The organism is Vibrio alfacsensis, assembly GCF_019670485.1.
Lineage (GTDB): Bacteria > Pseudomonadota > Gammaproteobacteria > Enterobacterales > Vibrionaceae > Vibrio > Vibrio alfacsensis.
This window is the reverse complement of record NZ_AP024165.1, coordinates 142,393-157,506: the sequence shown is the minus strand read 5'-3', so window position 1 is coordinate 157,506 and position 15,114 is coordinate 142,393. Positions and strand designations below refer to the sequence as shown.

Below are 15,114 nucleotides of genomic sequence, written 5' to 3'. Positions count from 1 at the left end.
TTCGTTCAGAGAGAACTTCTGCCGTGTAATTACTCTTCGTAATCCGGCTTTTCAGTCACGATGTAGTTGGTATCACTGGCAACGACCGCACCATGTTTCAAAAAGTTCTTACCCAAAATCATACTGTAATGAAAACGGCTACGGTCTTGTAAATTAACGCGAATTTTCTTCTCTAATTCACCCAATTTTACGTGCATCTCGACCACCGGGCGCTCATTGGCTTTCTCGCCTTTTTTCGCGGTAATGCGCATCACATCGACCACAGGTTTGGTGAACGCTTTTTTCATGCCAGCATCGTTTTCATAGTTAAAGCTCACCATCTTTTTGCCGTCTTTTTCAAACTGTTTGATGTTTTGTGCATTAATGGAACTCACATCAGCGCCAGTGTCCAATTTGACTGGGAAAGAAAGCCCTTCCACTTCAGCAACTTCAATGTGCCCCGCCTTGAAAAGCGTCTGTGCATCCAACAAATGATCCGCACGCGTATTCAGCAATACGCCCCCTTTTGCCATGTTATGACCAAATACGAAAAACGGTTGCTGCTGGTCTTTTTCCAACAAATCAATGGCAAACTTAACTGAGGTTTGTTTATCACCCAAGATAAAGTCGCCCTCAACAACAGGGCGAACAGCATCGCCAACCTTAAGTTTCTTAAGCACTGGCTTCGTAATTTTCTCTTCTTTGCCATTACTTGTTGGTAAGTAGAACGTCACCACCTCTTTTTTGTCTTTTGTCGTCAACTCAAAGCCATTTACTCGAAGTAATGGGGTTTTGACCGTAAAGGTTGGATACGCAGGCAGGCTGTAGCCATCAATATTCACCGACTCTTCAGGTGAAATCACCAATGGTTTCGATTTCAAAGCATTCTTAAAAGATTTCTCGACCCCACCGAGTAAATTTTCTCTATCGGTATCAATCACAAAGTGTTGACTCGCAACGTCTTTCCCTAAGCGAATCTGCGAACTAAAGCCGCTACGGTCACGCAAGTAAACCAACCATTGTTGAGTCTCGGTTTCACTCACTTTTACTGGGAGGTACACCAATGGTCGCTCACCCTTGCTGGTTTTCAGCATTCGGATCAATGGCAGCGTCATTGAATGGCGCTTGCCATTTTCCCCCTCCAAGGTAAAAGAAACTTGCTGCTTCTTTTTATCGACCTTGATATTGAGTGCATGAACGTTGGTATAGCGGCTAGATGTCGAAATACTCACTTTGTAAGGGAGCCCCTCGATACTCACCGTTTCTTTTTTACCAATCATCTGGGCGTTGGGTTGCTCTTGCAAATAGTCATAACCGGCAAACACCCATGCGTTGTTATCGAGGTACGTCTTACCAATCAAAACTGGGGCAGAAAATTGCGTACGCTTAGTAAGGTTCACCACGGTATCAACGGTGTGGCCGGCAATGGTCATTGGCATTTTGACGGTTGGGCGCAAAATAGGTTTTTCACTGGTACGGCTGCGAATAGCACTGATACGGTCTAAATCATCGGTGATTTTGACCTCTTCTCCAGTGTAAGGGTGATGAAGAGTAAAGCTCACGGTCACTTGATACGGCTTGAAACTTTCCGCCGTCCACTTTGCATTGGTTCCGCCTAGATCGTCGACAATCGCCCACATCAATTTGTCATCTTTTAGATCTTTGTACTCTGGATTGGAACTGGTCACGTGAATATTGTCAGCGTGCATTGACGTGGTATCAGCGCCCGTATCGATTTTTCCAATAAAAGGCACGCCACTTAATTCCGGAATATCACTGTAGTGCACACTTTCGACACGACCTAAAACCGGCTTGTCATCAAGTTGGTAGACGGGAGCTTGCGTCGTAGCAGAAAGAGACTGAGACCAAGCTAAGGGGGTCGCTAGTAAAGCACTTGAAAGCGCCAGAGCCAAAGACATTTTCTTCATCATAATTTTCCGTATGAGCTAAGGTAAGGAGTTAGTCGGCAAACCAACGCATAAGTTTCGAATTTAATTACAGTTTTGACACAAACCTGACTGATGTCCACCAGCACTCGGTAAATTTTTGTGAAGCGCCATTAAAACATTGCAAATTCTACCAATGGCCCCAATGTTCTATACATAACCAATACCCAAACAAAATGAAAGAGAAGACACGGATGAGCCAAGCTATCTGTCGCATGATTGCTCAAGAGCTGAATGTTCGCCCTGAGCAAGTTAATGCTGCTGTAACCCTGATCGATGACGGTAACACAGTCCCGTTTATTGCCCGTTACCGTAAAGAAGTAACGGGTGGTCTTGATGATACCCAATTGCGTACACTAGACAGCCGCCTGTCTTACCTTCGCGAGTTAGACGACCGCCGTCAAACCATCCTAAAATCCATTCAAGAACAGGGCAAACTCACCGCTGAGTTAGAACAAGCTATCAAGCAAGCAGACAGCAAAACTCGCCTAGAAGACCTGTACTTACCATACAAACCAAAACGTCGAACGAAAGGTCAAATCGCCATTGAAGCCGGCCTAGAACCGTTAGCTGACATCCTGTGGAATCACCCTCAAACGGAACCAGAAAGCGAAGCAAGCAAATACCTTGACGCAGACAAAGGCGTGGCAGACACCAAAGCCGCACTGGATGGCGCGCGCGCGATCATCATGGAACGCATCGCTGAAGACGCGAACCTGCTTGAGAAGATCCGTAACCACCTAAACCGTAATGCAGAAATGGTTGCTCGAGTGGTTGAGGGCAAAGAGAACGACGGTGAGAAGTTTAAAGATTACTTCAACCACAACGAACCGCTAAGCAAAGTACCATCGCACCGCGCACTGGCGATGCTACGTGGTCGTAACGAAGGCTTTCTAACATTGGCAATGAATGCCGATCCAGAACAGGAAGATGGCGTACGTCAGTCTTACTGCGAAACCATCATCGCCGACCACTACGGTGTGACCCTAAGTAGCGCGCCTGCAGATACGTGGCGTAAACAAGTGATCAGTTGGGCTTGGCGCATTAAAGTCTCCATGCACATGGAAACCGAATTGATGGGCGCAATGAAAGAGCGCGCTGAAATCGAGGCGATTGAAGTCTTCGCTACCAACCTAAAAGACTTGCTGATGGCAGCACCTGCAGGCCCTCGTGCAACGCTTGGCCTCGATCCGGGTCTGCGTACTGGTTCAAAAATCGCTATTGTTGATCCGACTGGTAAAGTGCTTGCGACCGAAACCATTTACCCTCACCCACCACAAAAACAATACGACAAATCTGCGCAAGTCGTTGACCAACTTGTTCGCAAGTACAACGTCGATTTGATCGCGATCGGTAACGGTACGGCTTCACGCGAAACCGACAGTTTCGTCGCTGATGTGATCAAACGTGGCAATCTGAAAGTACAAAAAATCATCGTCAGTGAAGCGGGGGCATCGGTTTACTCTGCCTCTGAGTTGGCTGCGAAAGAGTTCCCGAATATGGACGTATCGCTGCGCGGTGCAGTGTCTATTGCACGTCGCCTGCAAGATCCGCTGGCTGAGCTTGTAAAAATCGATCCAAAATCGATCGGGGTGGGTCAATACCAGCATGACGTGAGCCAATCAATGCTAGCAAAACGCCTAGATGCCATTGTGGAAGACTGTGTAAACGCTGTTGGCGTTGATGTGAATACCGCCTCTGCAGCACTGCTCACTCGCGTTGCGGGCTTATCCAGCACCATCGCGCAGAATATTGTCGACTTCCGTGATGAAAACGGCCGCTTCGACGCTCGTACCACACTGAAAAAAGTACCTCGTTTAGGCCCTAAAGCATTTGAACAGTGTGCGGGTTTCCTACGTATTATGGATGGTAAGAACCCTCTTGATGCTTCAGCCGTTCACCCAGAAGCGTACCCAGTGGTAAAAGCGATTTCTGAAAAAAACAGCAAAGACATCAAAGCGTTGATCGGCGATTCGAGCTTCCTAAAAAATCTACACGCGATCGACTACACCAATGACAACTTTGGTTTACCGACCGTAACTGACATCATTAAAGAACTCGACAAACCAGGTCGAGATCCTCGTCCTGAGTTTAAAACTGCAACATTTGCGGAAGGCGTTAACGCGGTATCCGATTTAGAACTAGGTATGATTCTAGAGGGCGTGGTCTCCAACGTGGCGAACTTTGGTGCTTTCGTCGACATCGGTGTTCACCAAGATGGTCTTGTACACATTTCTGCGCTCACTGACCGCTTTGTTTCAGATCCTCGTGAGGTCGTAAAAGCCGGTGATATCGTCAAAGTTAAAGTCATGGAAGTGGATGTTCAGCGTAAGCGCATTGCGTTAACCATGCGTTTGAACGACGAACCTGGTCAAGACAACCGCAGTCAGCGTTCGGAGACACCACGTCGTCATGATCAACAACGTCGTCAACAACCTCGTCGTGATGATTCTTCATCAAACAACGCTATGGGTGGGGCATTTGCGGCCGCTTTTGCGAAAGCGAAAAAATGATCTCGTAAAAAACAACCTCGTTAAGGTTTAACACTCATACTCAAGAGAGTACAGAGTACAAAAGAAAACGCTCCAATCAGTTTAACCTGCTTGGAGCGTTTTTATTTGGATCGCTTCATAGTATGGCTATCACTTCAGATGGTGTATGGGGCGCGACGGCATGACCATAATGAAACTTAATCACTTTTCTGCGCTTTTCCATTACCCCCTGCTTGATCGCCGCATCCAGAATACGCTTAGGTAACCGAAATCGAATCGTGTAGCCCTTTCCCTGATCCTCGCTATAAGATTTGAGCGCAAGCAAACCAAACAAACGCGCTAACGCATCCTCGGGTTCTTCGTGATAATGACTATCGACATCCGGGTCAATTTGATAGTCAGGATGATCGGATGGATCCCAAGAAGATTGTCGGCGCCGTTTCTCATCACTGGTCACTTTGCGCTCGGCATTGGTTTTCGCCAATGCAACCGTCGGCGTGATAGGCTCTCGAACTTTATTTTCACGAGCAACTTGCTCGGTCTGCACATTCACGGATGGCGCGATCAATGGCACACTAATGTTGGCTGGTGACACAATCATTGCGAACCCTCCTGAGCGTCGCCCAACTCGTCAATACAACAAACACCTCCAATAGAAGCGTTTGTTCAAACTTATATCGACCAATTTTTAATCAGCTTTAGAACTTTTATTGGTTCCAATTTTTACAACCTAAGCGGCAAACTCTCGCACTCGAAGACAAAACGCATCATGCTCAGTCATAAAGGGCGCATGAGAGGACTGTTCGAACACAAACTGTTGCGTGTTTGGGAGTTGTTCACTCAAATCAGAGGCCACTTTGATAGGCACTAATCCATCGAGTCTGCCGTAAAGACGCAGCATCGGCATAGAAAGGCCATGTAATGCATCACGCAAATCAACATCCGCAAGAATGTTCAATCCCACGAGCAAAGAGTCCGGATTCGGTTGCGGTCGAGACAAGACTGCTTGCTTTAATTGCTTCACGTCTTTGCGCGCCGATGGACTGCCCATGGCTTGCAGTGCCATAAAGCGCTCAATCGTGACAGAGAAATCTTCCAGTAACTGAGAGGTAAAAGCCGTCAAAACGTTCGGCTGAATGCCGCGCCAAGGACGCTCAGCCGCAAATTTCGGCGAACTGGCGACAGTAATAAGCTTAGTGACACGTTCCGGTGCGTTAAGGGCAATATGCGTTGCAACTAAACCACCTAATGACCAACCCAACCACACTGCTCTGTCTGGAGCGTTGCTCAGAACCATATCGGCAATTTGAGCTAAACTTTCCGCGTGGTGGGCCGCGCTGTGACCATAACCGGGTAAATCAACGATGTGAACACGAAAATAAGGTTCAAGTGACGTTACTGTCTGCTCCCAGATAGCACCATTCATCCCCCAACCATGCAACAACACCAAATCTGGCCCTTGGCCAAACGACCGCCAGTGTAAATTCGTGCTCATGCTCTCAGTCTCTCCCACTTATTCTATGCCTTAGTATGCCGCTCAAGCGTTAATCTGATGTCAATCTAACCTTGAATGGATTGTATGTTATCTCATCAATGGCAAAACATCATGCACCGTGTGTTGGGCAGTCAATGTGGTTTATGTCGATTACCAATTGACGCCTATCAAGCGACCAATCCACTACGCTGGTGCGAGCACTGTTTTGCTCAACTTAACTCCATACAACGTTGCGCTCGGTGCGGTTTATCGATGATAAATGAGCAGGGTAGTGCCAACGGTCTTGTCTCTGCCAACCCAGCGCCTCAAATCGACCAAGCCAAAACACAATGTGGAGCATGCTTACGCGATCCCCCGCCATGGCAGCGCTTGTTCACACTGGGTGATTATGACTTCCCACTCTCAGTCCAAGTTCAACGATTTAAAGATCACGCTGAACCTTGGCACGTTAATGCACTCACTCAATTACTTGCACAACGAATTGAGCATCCCGCGCCAGTTATCACCTGCGTTCCACTGCATTGGCAACGGTACCTAAAGCGAGGTTTCAATCAAAGCCATACTCTTGCAAGATACTTAGCAAACCACCTTGAGGTAAGGTTTGAACCCAACGTGTTTAAACGCATCAAGAGTGCCCCATCACAACGGGGGCATAAGAAAAGCAACCGGGAGCTAAATTTGAAAGGTGCATTTGCACTAAAAGGCAAAGTGCGCGATTCTCATGTCGCAATTGTTGATGATGTCGTCACAACGGGCAGTACCGTCCGACAATTATGTGATTTACTACTTGAAGTCGGTGTAGAAAGCATCGATATTTACTGCATCTGCAGAACTCCTGCCCCAGGCTCACTCTAGATCGCTTCGCCATGTCTTAGCATCAAAAAGACTAGACCGAGACGCCAACAGGAGTAGAATAGCAGTAATAGCCTACAAAATTACTCAGGTATTCGTCGTGTCAAATATTACTATTACAGAAACTGCGCAAACACACTTCGCCAACCTTTTAGGCCAACAGCCTGAAGGCACAAACATCCGTGTTTTTGTTGTGAATCCAGGAACCCAAAATGCAGAGTGTGGCGTATCTTACTGCCCACCTGAAGCCGTAGAAGCAACCGATACTGAAATCACATTCAGTGGTTTTTCTGCATTCATTGATGAGCTTAGCCTACCGTTTTTAGAAGACGCAGAGATCGACTTCGCAACAGATAAAATGGGCTCTCAACTGACTCTTAAAGCGCCAAACGCAAAAATGCGTAAAGTGGCGGACGACGCGCCTCTTGTTGAGCGTGTTGAGTATGTCATCCAAACTCAAGTGAACCCGCAACTTGCTGGTCACGGTGGCCACGTTAACCTTGTAGAAATCACTGAAGATGGCATCGCAATCGTAGCATTCGGTGGCGGTTGTAACGGCTGCTCAATGGTGGACGTGACACTAAAAGAAGGCATCGAGAAAGAACTATTAAACCAATTTGTTGGTGAGCTAACTGCGGTTCGCGATGCTACAGAGCATGATCGTGGCGATCACTCTTACTACTAAGTTCGACTGATACTCGATCTTTACTCATATCAACGACAAATGGGAGGCAGATGCCTCCCATTTTTGTTTTCAAACCAATAATGAGCCATTATCACGCTAGAAACTCAAGCGTTCTTCTCATATATTAGGTTCTCCCCCTACTTGCCAATGACATTAGGAGTCAGCGTTATGTCGAAAAGGACACCACCAGAAATATTGTCTTGCGAGACAGTTGCAAAATCAAAACTGTTTGCAGTGGAAGCCCTCGACCTTCGCTTTTCCAATGGCGAACTTCGCACCTATGAACGAATGAAACCCAGTGGACGCGATGCCGTCATGGTTGTTCCGGTCACGGAACAAGGCGATCTCCTACTGGTACGCGAGTACGCGGCGGGAACGGAACGCTACGAACTGGGTTTTCCAAAAGGATTGATTGACGCGGGTGAAACACCAGAACAAGCCGCAGATCGAGAGCTCAAAGAAGAAATTGGCTTTGGTGCTCAACACTTAGTTCCATTAAAACGCGTAATCCTCGCCCCGTCTTACTTTTCTAGCAAAATGACGCTATTTTTGGGCCAAGGGCTGTATCCGGAGCAAATGCAAGGCGACGAGCCTGAACCACTCGAAATCGTACGTTGGCCTCTCGCTCAGGCAGAAGAGCTTTTAACGCACTTGGACTTTTGTGAAGCAAGAAGCATCACCGCGTTGATGTTGGCACTAAAACACTTACAGAACACCACTCGCAACCCATAAAGATCTCTAAATAATCCAGAGTTCAAAAACTGATAAAAAATGGCGAGAAAGGACCACGACCTATGCCAATGACCAAAGATTTATCTCACCTGCTTCCGCAAGTCATCGAAATTGCGCGTAGCGCAGGACAATTGATTTTAGACATCTACGAAAAAAAACAGTACGAAGCCTACACAAAAAGTGACGAAACCCCAGTCACTAGTGCCGATATTGCTGCACATAAGTTGATTACTGAGCGCCTAAGTGAATTAACACCGGACATTCCCGTACTTTCTGAAGAGGCGGCTGACATTAGCTTAGAGCAACGTGAAAAGTGGGAGCGCTACTGGTTAGTCGACCCCCTTGATGGCACACAAGAGTTCATCGCACGCAGCGGAGACTTTGCCACGATCATTGCATTGATTGATAACAACAAGCCAACCATGGGGGTCGTCTACGGCCCTGTCTCGGGTGTAACTTATTACGCATACAGCGGAAAAGGGGCTTGGAAAATTCCGGATATGTCCGAAAGTGTAAAAATCTATACGCACAAGCATGAGCAACCGGGACAGAACATTGCGATTGCCATTAGCCGACGCCAAGACATTAATCGCATTACGAGTCGCATGAGCAGTGCTTGGAATTATGATTTGATTCCACTCGGTTCGGCAGCACTCAAAGCCTGCCTAGTTGCAGAGGGTGCCGTGGACTGTTATTTACGTTTAGGTCCAACAGGTGAATGGGACACCGCTGCCACTCAATGTATTGTCGAAGAGGCTGGCGGACGCATACTCAGCACACAGTTAGAACCTCTTTCATACAACGAACGTGAGACACTTGAGAACCCCAATTTTATTGTTTTAGGTGATGCCGACTTACCTTGGCATGAGATCCTGCAAGAAAAAGATTAAGCTCGGATACCTATCACAGTAAGTAAACGACGAACGTTAGCGTAGAAAAATTACAAAGGCCACGAATCCATTTCGTGGCCTTTCTTTTTATCACGTGTACAGCGTTAGGAGCATTTAGCCTATCATGATCTAAATGCTGATTTAGCTGTACACCTACCTACTATATTTTTAAAAATCATAGCGTTAGATAACAGCCCAATACTTAGTTAAACTTTTTGTACAGCGAATAGATGGTTTGGCCTACCATGATCTAAAACCTATCGTGCTTAAGAAAGAGAGGCTCCATAATCAAAAAGGGGCGCAAAAAATAGAGGCGATAAAACGAATATCACGCATAAAACAAAAAGAGCTGCACACTGGCAGCTCTTTGATGATGTGATGGATACCAAATTTGGCTAAAATCGACCTTGGTAATTAAACTCGTATTGACCTTGAGCATTTGGATTACCTAACCATTTTAGTTGGTCACTCATCCCCGATGGAAACTCTGCGCCTGGCTTGAACCAGGCTTTTGTTGAATAGCGCTGATTTGGTTGTAACTCTGCAGAAAACGCCGCGGATACTTGCTTACTTTGCTGCTCACCCGATGCTGTCAGCACACTGTCTTTACAATTTAGGTCCGCAATCACAGGGCCAAGGTCAAGACTTCCTAATGGACTTTGAATGCCACTCGCACTCCATACTAATGTGCCCTCACCAGTTTTACACCACGGTGCGGCATATGATGCATGACGAATATTCAACTCTAGTTGACCATCCACACCAACAGGTACAGGCAATCGAGCTTGCTCCACGACTTTTTCCGCTGGCATAGACGCCACCAAATTTTCTGCGTAGGGACCACCTGCTAGGCTATAACCCACAAAGCCTTTGCCACGTACATCCATATCGCTACCGCGACCAAAACGCACAGCAAATTCCACTTTACCGGTAAACAAACGAGATAATTGAAAGTCCCAATTCACTTCACCTAAGTTCTGGCGCTGCCACATCACATTCGATGCTTGGCCTTGCCAAACCGTACCTTGAGCACCTTGAATTTCCAAACCTCTCACTTTTGGTGCTTGTTGGAGAACCCAAGAGACGGGCAAACCTGCAATCAAACTTGCAGAGAAGAAGGTGATAAAAATCACTACGTAAAGAACGACTCGCTTCACCTTAACCTCGCTTAAATTGCAAGCGATTCACATCAATCATGCCAGCTTGCTCTGTTCGGTCGATATCAAGAAATTCCACCTCAATACCTTGTTGTTCTTTTAAGTAACGCAGCCAATCGACCATTTGATTAAATGCTAAAGGCTTGATCCATACTTGCACACTCTCGTTGCGCGGTTGCACTCGGATAAGCTCAACTTTGTAGCGACGAGCAGACGAAGAAACAATCTGGTTAAGTGGCTGATTGGAAAAACTCACACCACCACTTTTGCGTAGTGCGGTAATGTCATCCGCTTTATTTTGCACCCAACTCAACAACTGCTTTTCACTTGAGATTCGCGATTGTGCTAATTCGGCACGTTGACTCATAGGTTGCAACACACCCCAATAAATGATGCCTACAACCGCAATGGCCCCACAACCCAACACTAAACGCTGTTCTCGCTGTGAGATGCTGCTCCACCATGCTTGAATCGGAGAAATTAAATTCTTCATCATCACCTCACAGACGCTTTAATACAAAGCTACCCATCACAACATTGCCGTTGCGATTGAGTTGACCTTGTTCAACATTAAATTTTTCTGCTAATTTCACACGCGCTTGCTCAAATGGTTGGAAATCAGAGCTTGTTGCTTGAATGCGAACTTCACCACGTTGACCATCATATTTAAAACTCGTCACTTGCAGATCTTTCACCTGTCCTAACGCAGATGGCAAAGCGGCAAGCCAAGGCAACATCGCTTGCTCACTGGCTCCGCCCGATAAGCGACGCTCTTCATCCGTCATTTGACGCTTTAAGTAGCTCACGGTTGGAATACGATTCTTACCCGGGAATACTTGACGGAAAATACGTTCACTCTCTTCACGATACGCATCAGCTTGCGCTTCGTACTTATGGACCATCAAGAGTTGTTGAGCCACAAGTACAACCAGCAACACACTCGCTGCGATCGCGGTTTTCTGCCATACCTTAACGTATTTGCCCAGAGACGACTTTGGCTTAAATGCCCCGGTCAAAATGTTGGTCTTCGTCTCTGCTACTCCTTTCGCCAGCAATGCCATGGTCATTTCTTCAGGTTTCGCGACCCAAACATCTGCCATAGAAGCCTCTGGTAAAGAGCTATAACTATTGAGTTTCCACTCTGGTTTATTCTGTCGATAAGCCGACAGATACAAATCTAGCCACGAACTATCGACCACCGCACCTTGCGTTTGAGAATGGCGGATCAGCCACTGCTCACCAAGCAATACCGCCGTACTGCTATCCTCTTCACAAGGCAGAGCCAACACATCAGGCAAAATTCGCTTAATCACAATGCCTTGAGTGGAAAAACGCTGCAAAATGGTTTGGATCCAAGCTCGCTCGACAGCACACACTTGTGCCTTATCGGCTTGCTTATCTAATACGGTGAAATGCAGGCTATCCACATCTTGTGCGACTTCATCCTCCACCAAATAAGGCAGCATACTGTCAAACTGACGAGCCGCACCCGGTGGGATATCTAACTCCGTAAGGACAACATCATTGCTTGCAAGCAGGGCTATCACTTGTCGCTGCTCAGCATATGCTGTCAGCTCATCCAGATGTTCCCACCCGGCGATTTCACCGCTGGCAATCACTTCTTGCTGTTGTGTCGACCACACCAACCATGGAATGGTACTTTGTTGTTCGCTACTCAGCCGAACGGTCAGAAACTCGCTCACTGATTCCTCCAAAACGACGGCGAACGACAGTCACCGTTTCTCTATTCGTACTTTGCAAAAGACTTCGGATACGAACTCGGGATTCATCCACCAGCACTTGTGCATCTAATTCAAAATAAGCGCTATCGACACCCAAATAGCCTTTTGCATTTTTCTTTACATCATCACTTAAGCCAGCTAATTCTGACTCAGCTAAAAATTCATCAACGCTATCCCAACCATCAAAAGGTCGCTTTTCTATCAACTGGACAGCATCGCTATTATTCAAGCCAGGGGTAAACATCGCCACCAAAATGGAGGCTTGTTCAACCTCGATGGTATTCACGTTTAAACGCCAATCATCGGTAGGAATCGCGCACACTAACGGCGCAATTTTTTGATAAATATCGCCAGACACCTGATAAATCGCACGCAACTCACTAACATCGGCCATCAAGCCGTTTGGTGGTAAATAAGCGGGCTTCATCGCTTCATAAGTGCTATCTTCGACCCCAGTAGTCGAACGAACGGTATTGTCGCTATCTACATATTCCCACGCAGAATCCGCGATCACTTCAGCCTGATAAGGTTCGACATCCGCCTCTTCTAACATGCGTTGAAGCACTTGAACCAAATACGGTCGAGTCGTTTGTTCACCGGCTGGCTGCACACTCGCTAACACATTGAGGTTGTAGCATGCCTGCTTATCAATAATCTTACCTGAGGCTTGACCATAATCGAGAGGATACACCTGCTCTTTTATTGCCCATGGTTGGCTAAGATTAATGGTATCGCTGTCTTTATAGCTCTGTTCGATACCCACTTTTGCCAGGGCTTCTACCCCTAAGCTATACCAATAAGCTTGTTGATAGTTGATCTGGTTTGCACCGCGCTGAAACTGCAAAAACAATCGTTCGGACATACTTGCTGCAATGGTTGTCATAATGGTTAATAGCATTAGGACAATGATCAAAGCGACACCGCGCTGACGTTTAGCCATTGCTGTCTCCTGAAGCGTTGTTACCTCCTGCAGAGTCGTTACTAGAAGCATCATCGCTGTTGCTCGAGCTGAACTTGCCATCCGGTGTTAAGTACGTTCGTGTGATCTCACCATAATCTTTAAGGTCTAAGATCACCGATACAGCCTTTGGAAGCTCACGATTGTTCGCCCAATTTTTTTGCCAAGATTTGCCATCATAAAAACGCATATCAAAGCTTTCGACTTGAGTGAGCAGTGGTGTCACCAATCCCTCTTGACCGGTTGGCGTATCTGGATAGCGCCACCATATACGTTGCAACACATTGTCTTTGAGGCGATAACCCACTTTCGTTACCTCACCTCGCGGAAATTGCTGTTGAGGGTTATGCCACCCCAAACGCGCAAACATCACGCCTTTTGCATCCGAATCCAACAGATAATCGGACCAAAAGATCAATTGGCTTGATGGCTCTTCACCGTTAGTACGGATTTGGCGCATCGCCATCTGACGAAAGTCGTTATCCATCATCACCATCGCCCTTTGAAGCTCATTCAAGCGTTGAGTGCGTTCTTGTGAGAGCACATTGCTACGCTGCACTTGAGACACCACTTGATACGCAGCGACACTCAAACTGGCAAATATGGCAATCGAGACCAACACCTCTATCAGCGTAAAACCGCTTTGCTTTGAACGTGTTGGGTGGCCGTGCATCAAGCGTTTCGTTTTACTGCGCCACATAACTTCTCACTGTAACCACTGGGCTTGTGTTTTTTGCTGTCGCGACACTGACATCAAATGCTTTCAGCAATGGCTGCGCGGTGGCAACGGGTGTGACTTTCCAATACCAAGTGCGGCCCGCAAGCTCTTCTGTACCGTTTTTTGCTTTTAGCTTTTCGGTAGCAAGCATCACGTTAGCCATTTGGTTATCCACAACCATAGCTGCAAAGATTTTTTCTTCTAAATAACTGATGGTATTAATGTGCTGACTCACAGAGCGAATCACACTGATCGCTGCGGTGGCAAAAATAGCGAGTGCAACAAGCACCTCAAGCAACGTCATGCCTCGTGTTTTGCGGTACGATTTACCAATACGGTGTAGGTTAGAATCTCGTATTGTCATCGTCTTCCGCTTCTTCTCCTGGCGCTAATAACTTAATTTCGCCAGTTTCTTTGCCAATTATTCGCCAACCATCATTCAATGTATCACCATTTTCAGGGAAGAAAGACAGCGTAAAAGGCGTCAGCTCTGCACTAGAAAAAACAAACACTTGTGGTGGTTTTACTTTTTTGTTTTTTTCGTCGTCTTCCTCGGCAAACATGTCTTCATCAAACAAAGATCCCGGCTCAAACAAACGATTATCATCATCCCAAGCTCCGCCCCCCAGCTCTAACTGCAAAGCGATATCATCTTCTAACTTGGTTTCACTCGGAATTTGCTTTAATTCGAGAGGCTGCCAACCATCTTGAGTCAAACTCAACAACACATAGGTTGATTTCGCTTCATCAACACGAACGCCAAAATCTTTGCCACTCAATACGGCTTCTTCATTCAACAGCTGCAAACGTTGAAAAAAGCTTTGAGCGTACTGTTTGGAAAGGTCTTTCTGACTTGTCGGTAAGGTTGTGATCACCGCTACCGCGGTAAGGGATAACAAAACCAGCACCAATAGAATTTCTATTAATGTAAAACCGTGATGTTTTTGCATTTGCTTCATTAGTGCTGGTTTGTCATAAATATTATTGGAAGTCTTGCATGTTCCAGTTGCCAATATCAGCAGCAGGACCTTCACCGCCCTCTTGACCATCTGCACCAAGTGTGAAGATATCAATCGTGCCATTATCACCTGGGCTTAGGTATTGGTACTCATTACCCCAAGGATCGTTTGGCAGGCGCTTGATGTAACCACCATCACGGTAGTTGCGTGGCTCAGGGTTAGACGGTTTTGTAACAAGCGCGTCTAGACCTTGGTCTGTGGTTGGGTAAACGCTGTTATCCAACTTATACATATCCAACGCATTTTCTAGCGCCACAATGTCTGTGATCGCTTTTTGTTGATCTGCTTTTTCTTTGTTACCCAATAGGTTTGGCACAACAAAACTTGCCAAGATACCCAAAATAACCACAACGACCATTACTTCTAAAAGTGTAAAGCCGCGCTGTTTACTACGCTTAAATTTCATTGTTTTCTCCGAAAGTTAGATTCAAGCCATATCATCAATAGAC

At 46.5% G+C, this 15,114-nt stretch carries 16 protein-coding genes; 5 read left to right on the top strand and 11 right to left on the bottom strand.

All coding sequences use genetic code 11. From position 1 onward, the window contains the following. Nucleotides 1-29 precede the first annotated feature (29 nt). Nucleotides 30-1,910, bottom strand: coding sequence for a putative ATP-dependent zinc protease (locus VA249_RS00725; protein WP_221068488.1), 1,881 nt, complete (start codon nt 1,908-1,910; stop codon nt 30-32). Nucleotides 1,911-2,119: 209 nt separating this feature from the next. Between VA249_RS00725 and VA249_RS00720 the strand changes: the two genes are divergently transcribed. Beyond that, on the top strand, nt 2,120-4,438 hold the full coding sequence (locus VA249_RS00720) for a Tex family protein (RefSeq protein WP_221068487.1): 2,319 nt from the start codon (nt 2,120-2,122) through the stop codon (nt 4,436-4,438). Nucleotides 4,439-4,553: 115 nt separating this feature from the next. Here VA249_RS00720 and VA249_RS00715 read toward each other — a convergent pair whose 3' ends face one another. Then, nucleotides 4,554-5,018: an ATP-dependent Lon protease gene (locus VA249_RS00715; protein WP_221068486.1), complete on the bottom strand. Its 465-nt coding sequence runs from the start codon at nt 5,016-5,018 to the stop codon at nt 4,554-4,556. Between the two features lie 129 nt (nt 5,019-5,147). After that, complete coding sequence (gene bioH, locus VA249_RS00710; protein ID WP_221068485.1) at nt 5,148-5,912, bottom strand: pimeloyl-ACP methyl ester esterase BioH; 765 nt, start codon at nt 5,910-5,912, stop codon at nt 5,148-5,150. Nucleotides 5,913-5,996: 84 nt separating this feature from the next. On the opposite strand from bioH, the gene VA249_RS00705 reads away from it, so the two are divergent. From VA249_RS00705 to cysQ, 4 genes are all read left to right on the top strand, one after another. Next, a complete protein-coding gene (locus tag VA249_RS00705) occupies nt 5,997-6,767 on the top strand; it encodes a ComF family protein (RefSeq protein ID WP_221068484.1) in 771 nt (256 codons plus the stop codon). Between the two features lie 97 nt (nt 6,768-6,864). Beyond that, nucleotides 6,865-7,449 carry a Fe-S biogenesis protein NfuA gene (nfuA, locus tag VA249_RS00700; RefSeq protein ID WP_128812012.1) on the top strand — a complete coding sequence of 195 codons (585 nt, stop codon included), beginning with the start codon at nt 6,865-6,867 and terminating at the stop codon, nt 7,447-7,449. Nucleotides 7,450-7,617: 168 nt separating this feature from the next. After that, on the top strand, nt 7,618-8,181 hold the full coding sequence (gene nudE / locus VA249_RS00695) for an ADP compounds hydrolase NudE (protein ID WP_211915593.1): 564 nt from the start codon (nt 7,618-7,620) through the stop codon (nt 8,179-8,181). Nucleotides 8,182-8,243: 62 nt separating this feature from the next. After that, the gene (cysQ, locus tag VA249_RS00690; protein WP_128812014.1) at nt 8,244-9,071 is read left to right on the top strand and encodes a 3'(2'),5'-bisphosphate nucleotidase CysQ; all 828 of its coding nucleotides are present in this window, start codon (nt 8,244-8,246) and stop codon (nt 9,069-9,071) included. A 395-nt stretch (nt 9,072-9,466) separates the two neighbouring features. Here the strand turns inward: cysQ and VA249_RS00685 are convergent, their stop codons facing one another. Genes VA249_RS00685 through gspG form a run of 8 tightly spaced genes read right to left on the bottom strand, consistent with a single transcriptional unit; the run spans nt 9,467 to nt 15,071 of the window. Continuing rightward, nucleotides 9,467-10,228 carry a type II secretion system protein N gene (locus tag VA249_RS00685; protein WP_221068483.1) on the bottom strand — a complete coding sequence of 254 codons (762 nt, stop codon included), beginning with the start codon at nt 10,226-10,228 and terminating at the stop codon, nt 9,467-9,469. 1 nt (nt 10,229) lies between these two features. Then, nucleotides 10,230-10,721, bottom strand: coding sequence for a type II secretion system protein M (locus VA249_RS00680; protein WP_221069762.1), 492 nt, complete (start codon nt 10,719-10,721; stop codon nt 10,230-10,232). 7 nt (nt 10,722-10,728) lie between these two features. After that, the gene (gspL, locus tag VA249_RS00675; RefSeq protein WP_221068482.1) at nt 10,729-11,931 is read right to left on the bottom strand and encodes a type II secretion system protein GspL; all 1,203 of its coding nucleotides are present in this window, start codon (nt 11,929-11,931) and stop codon (nt 10,729-10,731) included. Continuing rightward, nucleotides 11,900-12,910 (bottom strand): type II secretion system minor pseudopilin GspK, encoded by a 1,011-nt coding sequence (gene gspK, locus VA249_RS00670; RefSeq protein WP_221068481.1) that lies wholly within the window; start codon nt 12,908-12,910, stop codon nt 11,900-11,902. Before gspK ends, gspL begins: the two co-directional genes overlap by 32 nt. Continuing rightward, on the bottom strand, nt 12,903-13,628 hold the full coding sequence (gene gspJ / locus VA249_RS00665; RefSeq protein ID WP_221068480.1) for a type II secretion system minor pseudopilin GspJ: 726 nt from the start codon (nt 13,626-13,628) through the stop codon (nt 12,903-12,905). Before gspJ ends, gspK begins: the two co-directional genes overlap by 8 nt. Beyond that, a complete protein-coding gene (gspI, locus tag VA249_RS00660) occupies nt 13,615-14,010 on the bottom strand; it encodes a type II secretion system minor pseudopilin GspI (RefSeq protein ID WP_221068479.1) in 396 nt (131 codons plus the stop codon). The genes gspJ and gspI overlap by 14 nt, the downstream gene beginning before the upstream one ends. Next, nucleotides 13,991-14,596: a GspH/FimT family pseudopilin gene (locus VA249_RS00655; protein ID WP_211915600.1), complete on the bottom strand. Its 606-nt coding sequence runs from the start codon at nt 14,594-14,596 to the stop codon at nt 13,991-13,993. Before VA249_RS00655 ends, gspI begins: the two co-directional genes overlap by 20 nt. A gap of 31 nt (nt 14,597-14,627) precedes the next feature. Then, a complete protein-coding gene (gspG, locus tag VA249_RS00650; protein ID WP_128812024.1) occupies nt 14,628-15,071 on the bottom strand; it encodes a type II secretion system major pseudopilin GspG in 444 nt (147 codons plus the stop codon). Nucleotides 15,072-15,114: the final 43 nt, after the last annotated feature.

Excerpts from the sequence above, each read along its gene's own strand:
- bioH (WP_221068485.1), bottom strand. The coding sequence starts at position 5,912 with ATGAGCACGAATTTACACTGGCGGTCGTTTGGCCAAGGGCCAGATTTG.
- VA249_RS00715 (WP_221068486.1), bottom strand. The coding sequence starts at position 5,018 with ATGATTGTGTCACCAGCCAACATTAGTGTGCCATTGATCGCGCCATCC.
- VA249_RS00725 (WP_221068488.1), bottom strand. The coding sequence starts at position 1,910 with ATGATGAAGAAAATGTCTTTGGCTCTGGCGCTTTCAAGTGCTTTACTA.
- gspJ (WP_221068480.1), bottom strand. The coding sequence starts at position 13,628 with ATGTGGCGCAGTAAAACGAAACGCTTGATGCACGGCCACCCAACACGT.
- gspI (WP_221068479.1), bottom strand. The coding sequence starts at position 14,010 with ATGACAATACGAGATTCTAACCTACACCGTATTGGTAAATCGTACCGC.
- gspG (WP_128812024.1), bottom strand. The coding sequence starts at position 15,071 with ATGAAATTTAAGCGTAGTAAACAGCGCGGCTTTACACTTTTAGAAGTA.
- nudE (WP_211915593.1), top strand. The coding sequence starts at position 7,618 with ATGTCGAAAAGGACACCACCAGAAATATTGTCTTGCGAGACAGTTGCA.
- VA249_RS00680 (WP_221069762.1), bottom strand. The coding sequence starts at position 10,721 with ATGAAGAATTTAATTTCTCCGATTCAAGCATGGTGGAGCAGCATCTCA.
- VA249_RS00655 (WP_211915600.1), bottom strand. The coding sequence starts at position 14,596 with ATGCAAAAACATCACGGTTTTACATTAATAGAAATTCTATTGGTGCTG.
- VA249_RS00720 (WP_221068487.1), top strand. The coding sequence starts at position 2,120 with ATGAGCCAAGCTATCTGTCGCATGATTGCTCAAGAGCTGAATGTTCGC.
- gspK (WP_221068481.1), bottom strand. The coding sequence starts at position 12,910 with ATGGCTAAACGTCAGCGCGGTGTCGCTTTGATCATTGTCCTAATGCTA.
- VA249_RS00705 (WP_221068484.1), top strand. The coding sequence starts at position 5,997 with ATGTTATCTCATCAATGGCAAAACATCATGCACCGTGTGTTGGGCAGT.
- cysQ (WP_128812014.1), top strand. The coding sequence starts at position 8,244 with ATGCCAATGACCAAAGATTTATCTCACCTGCTTCCGCAAGTCATCGAA.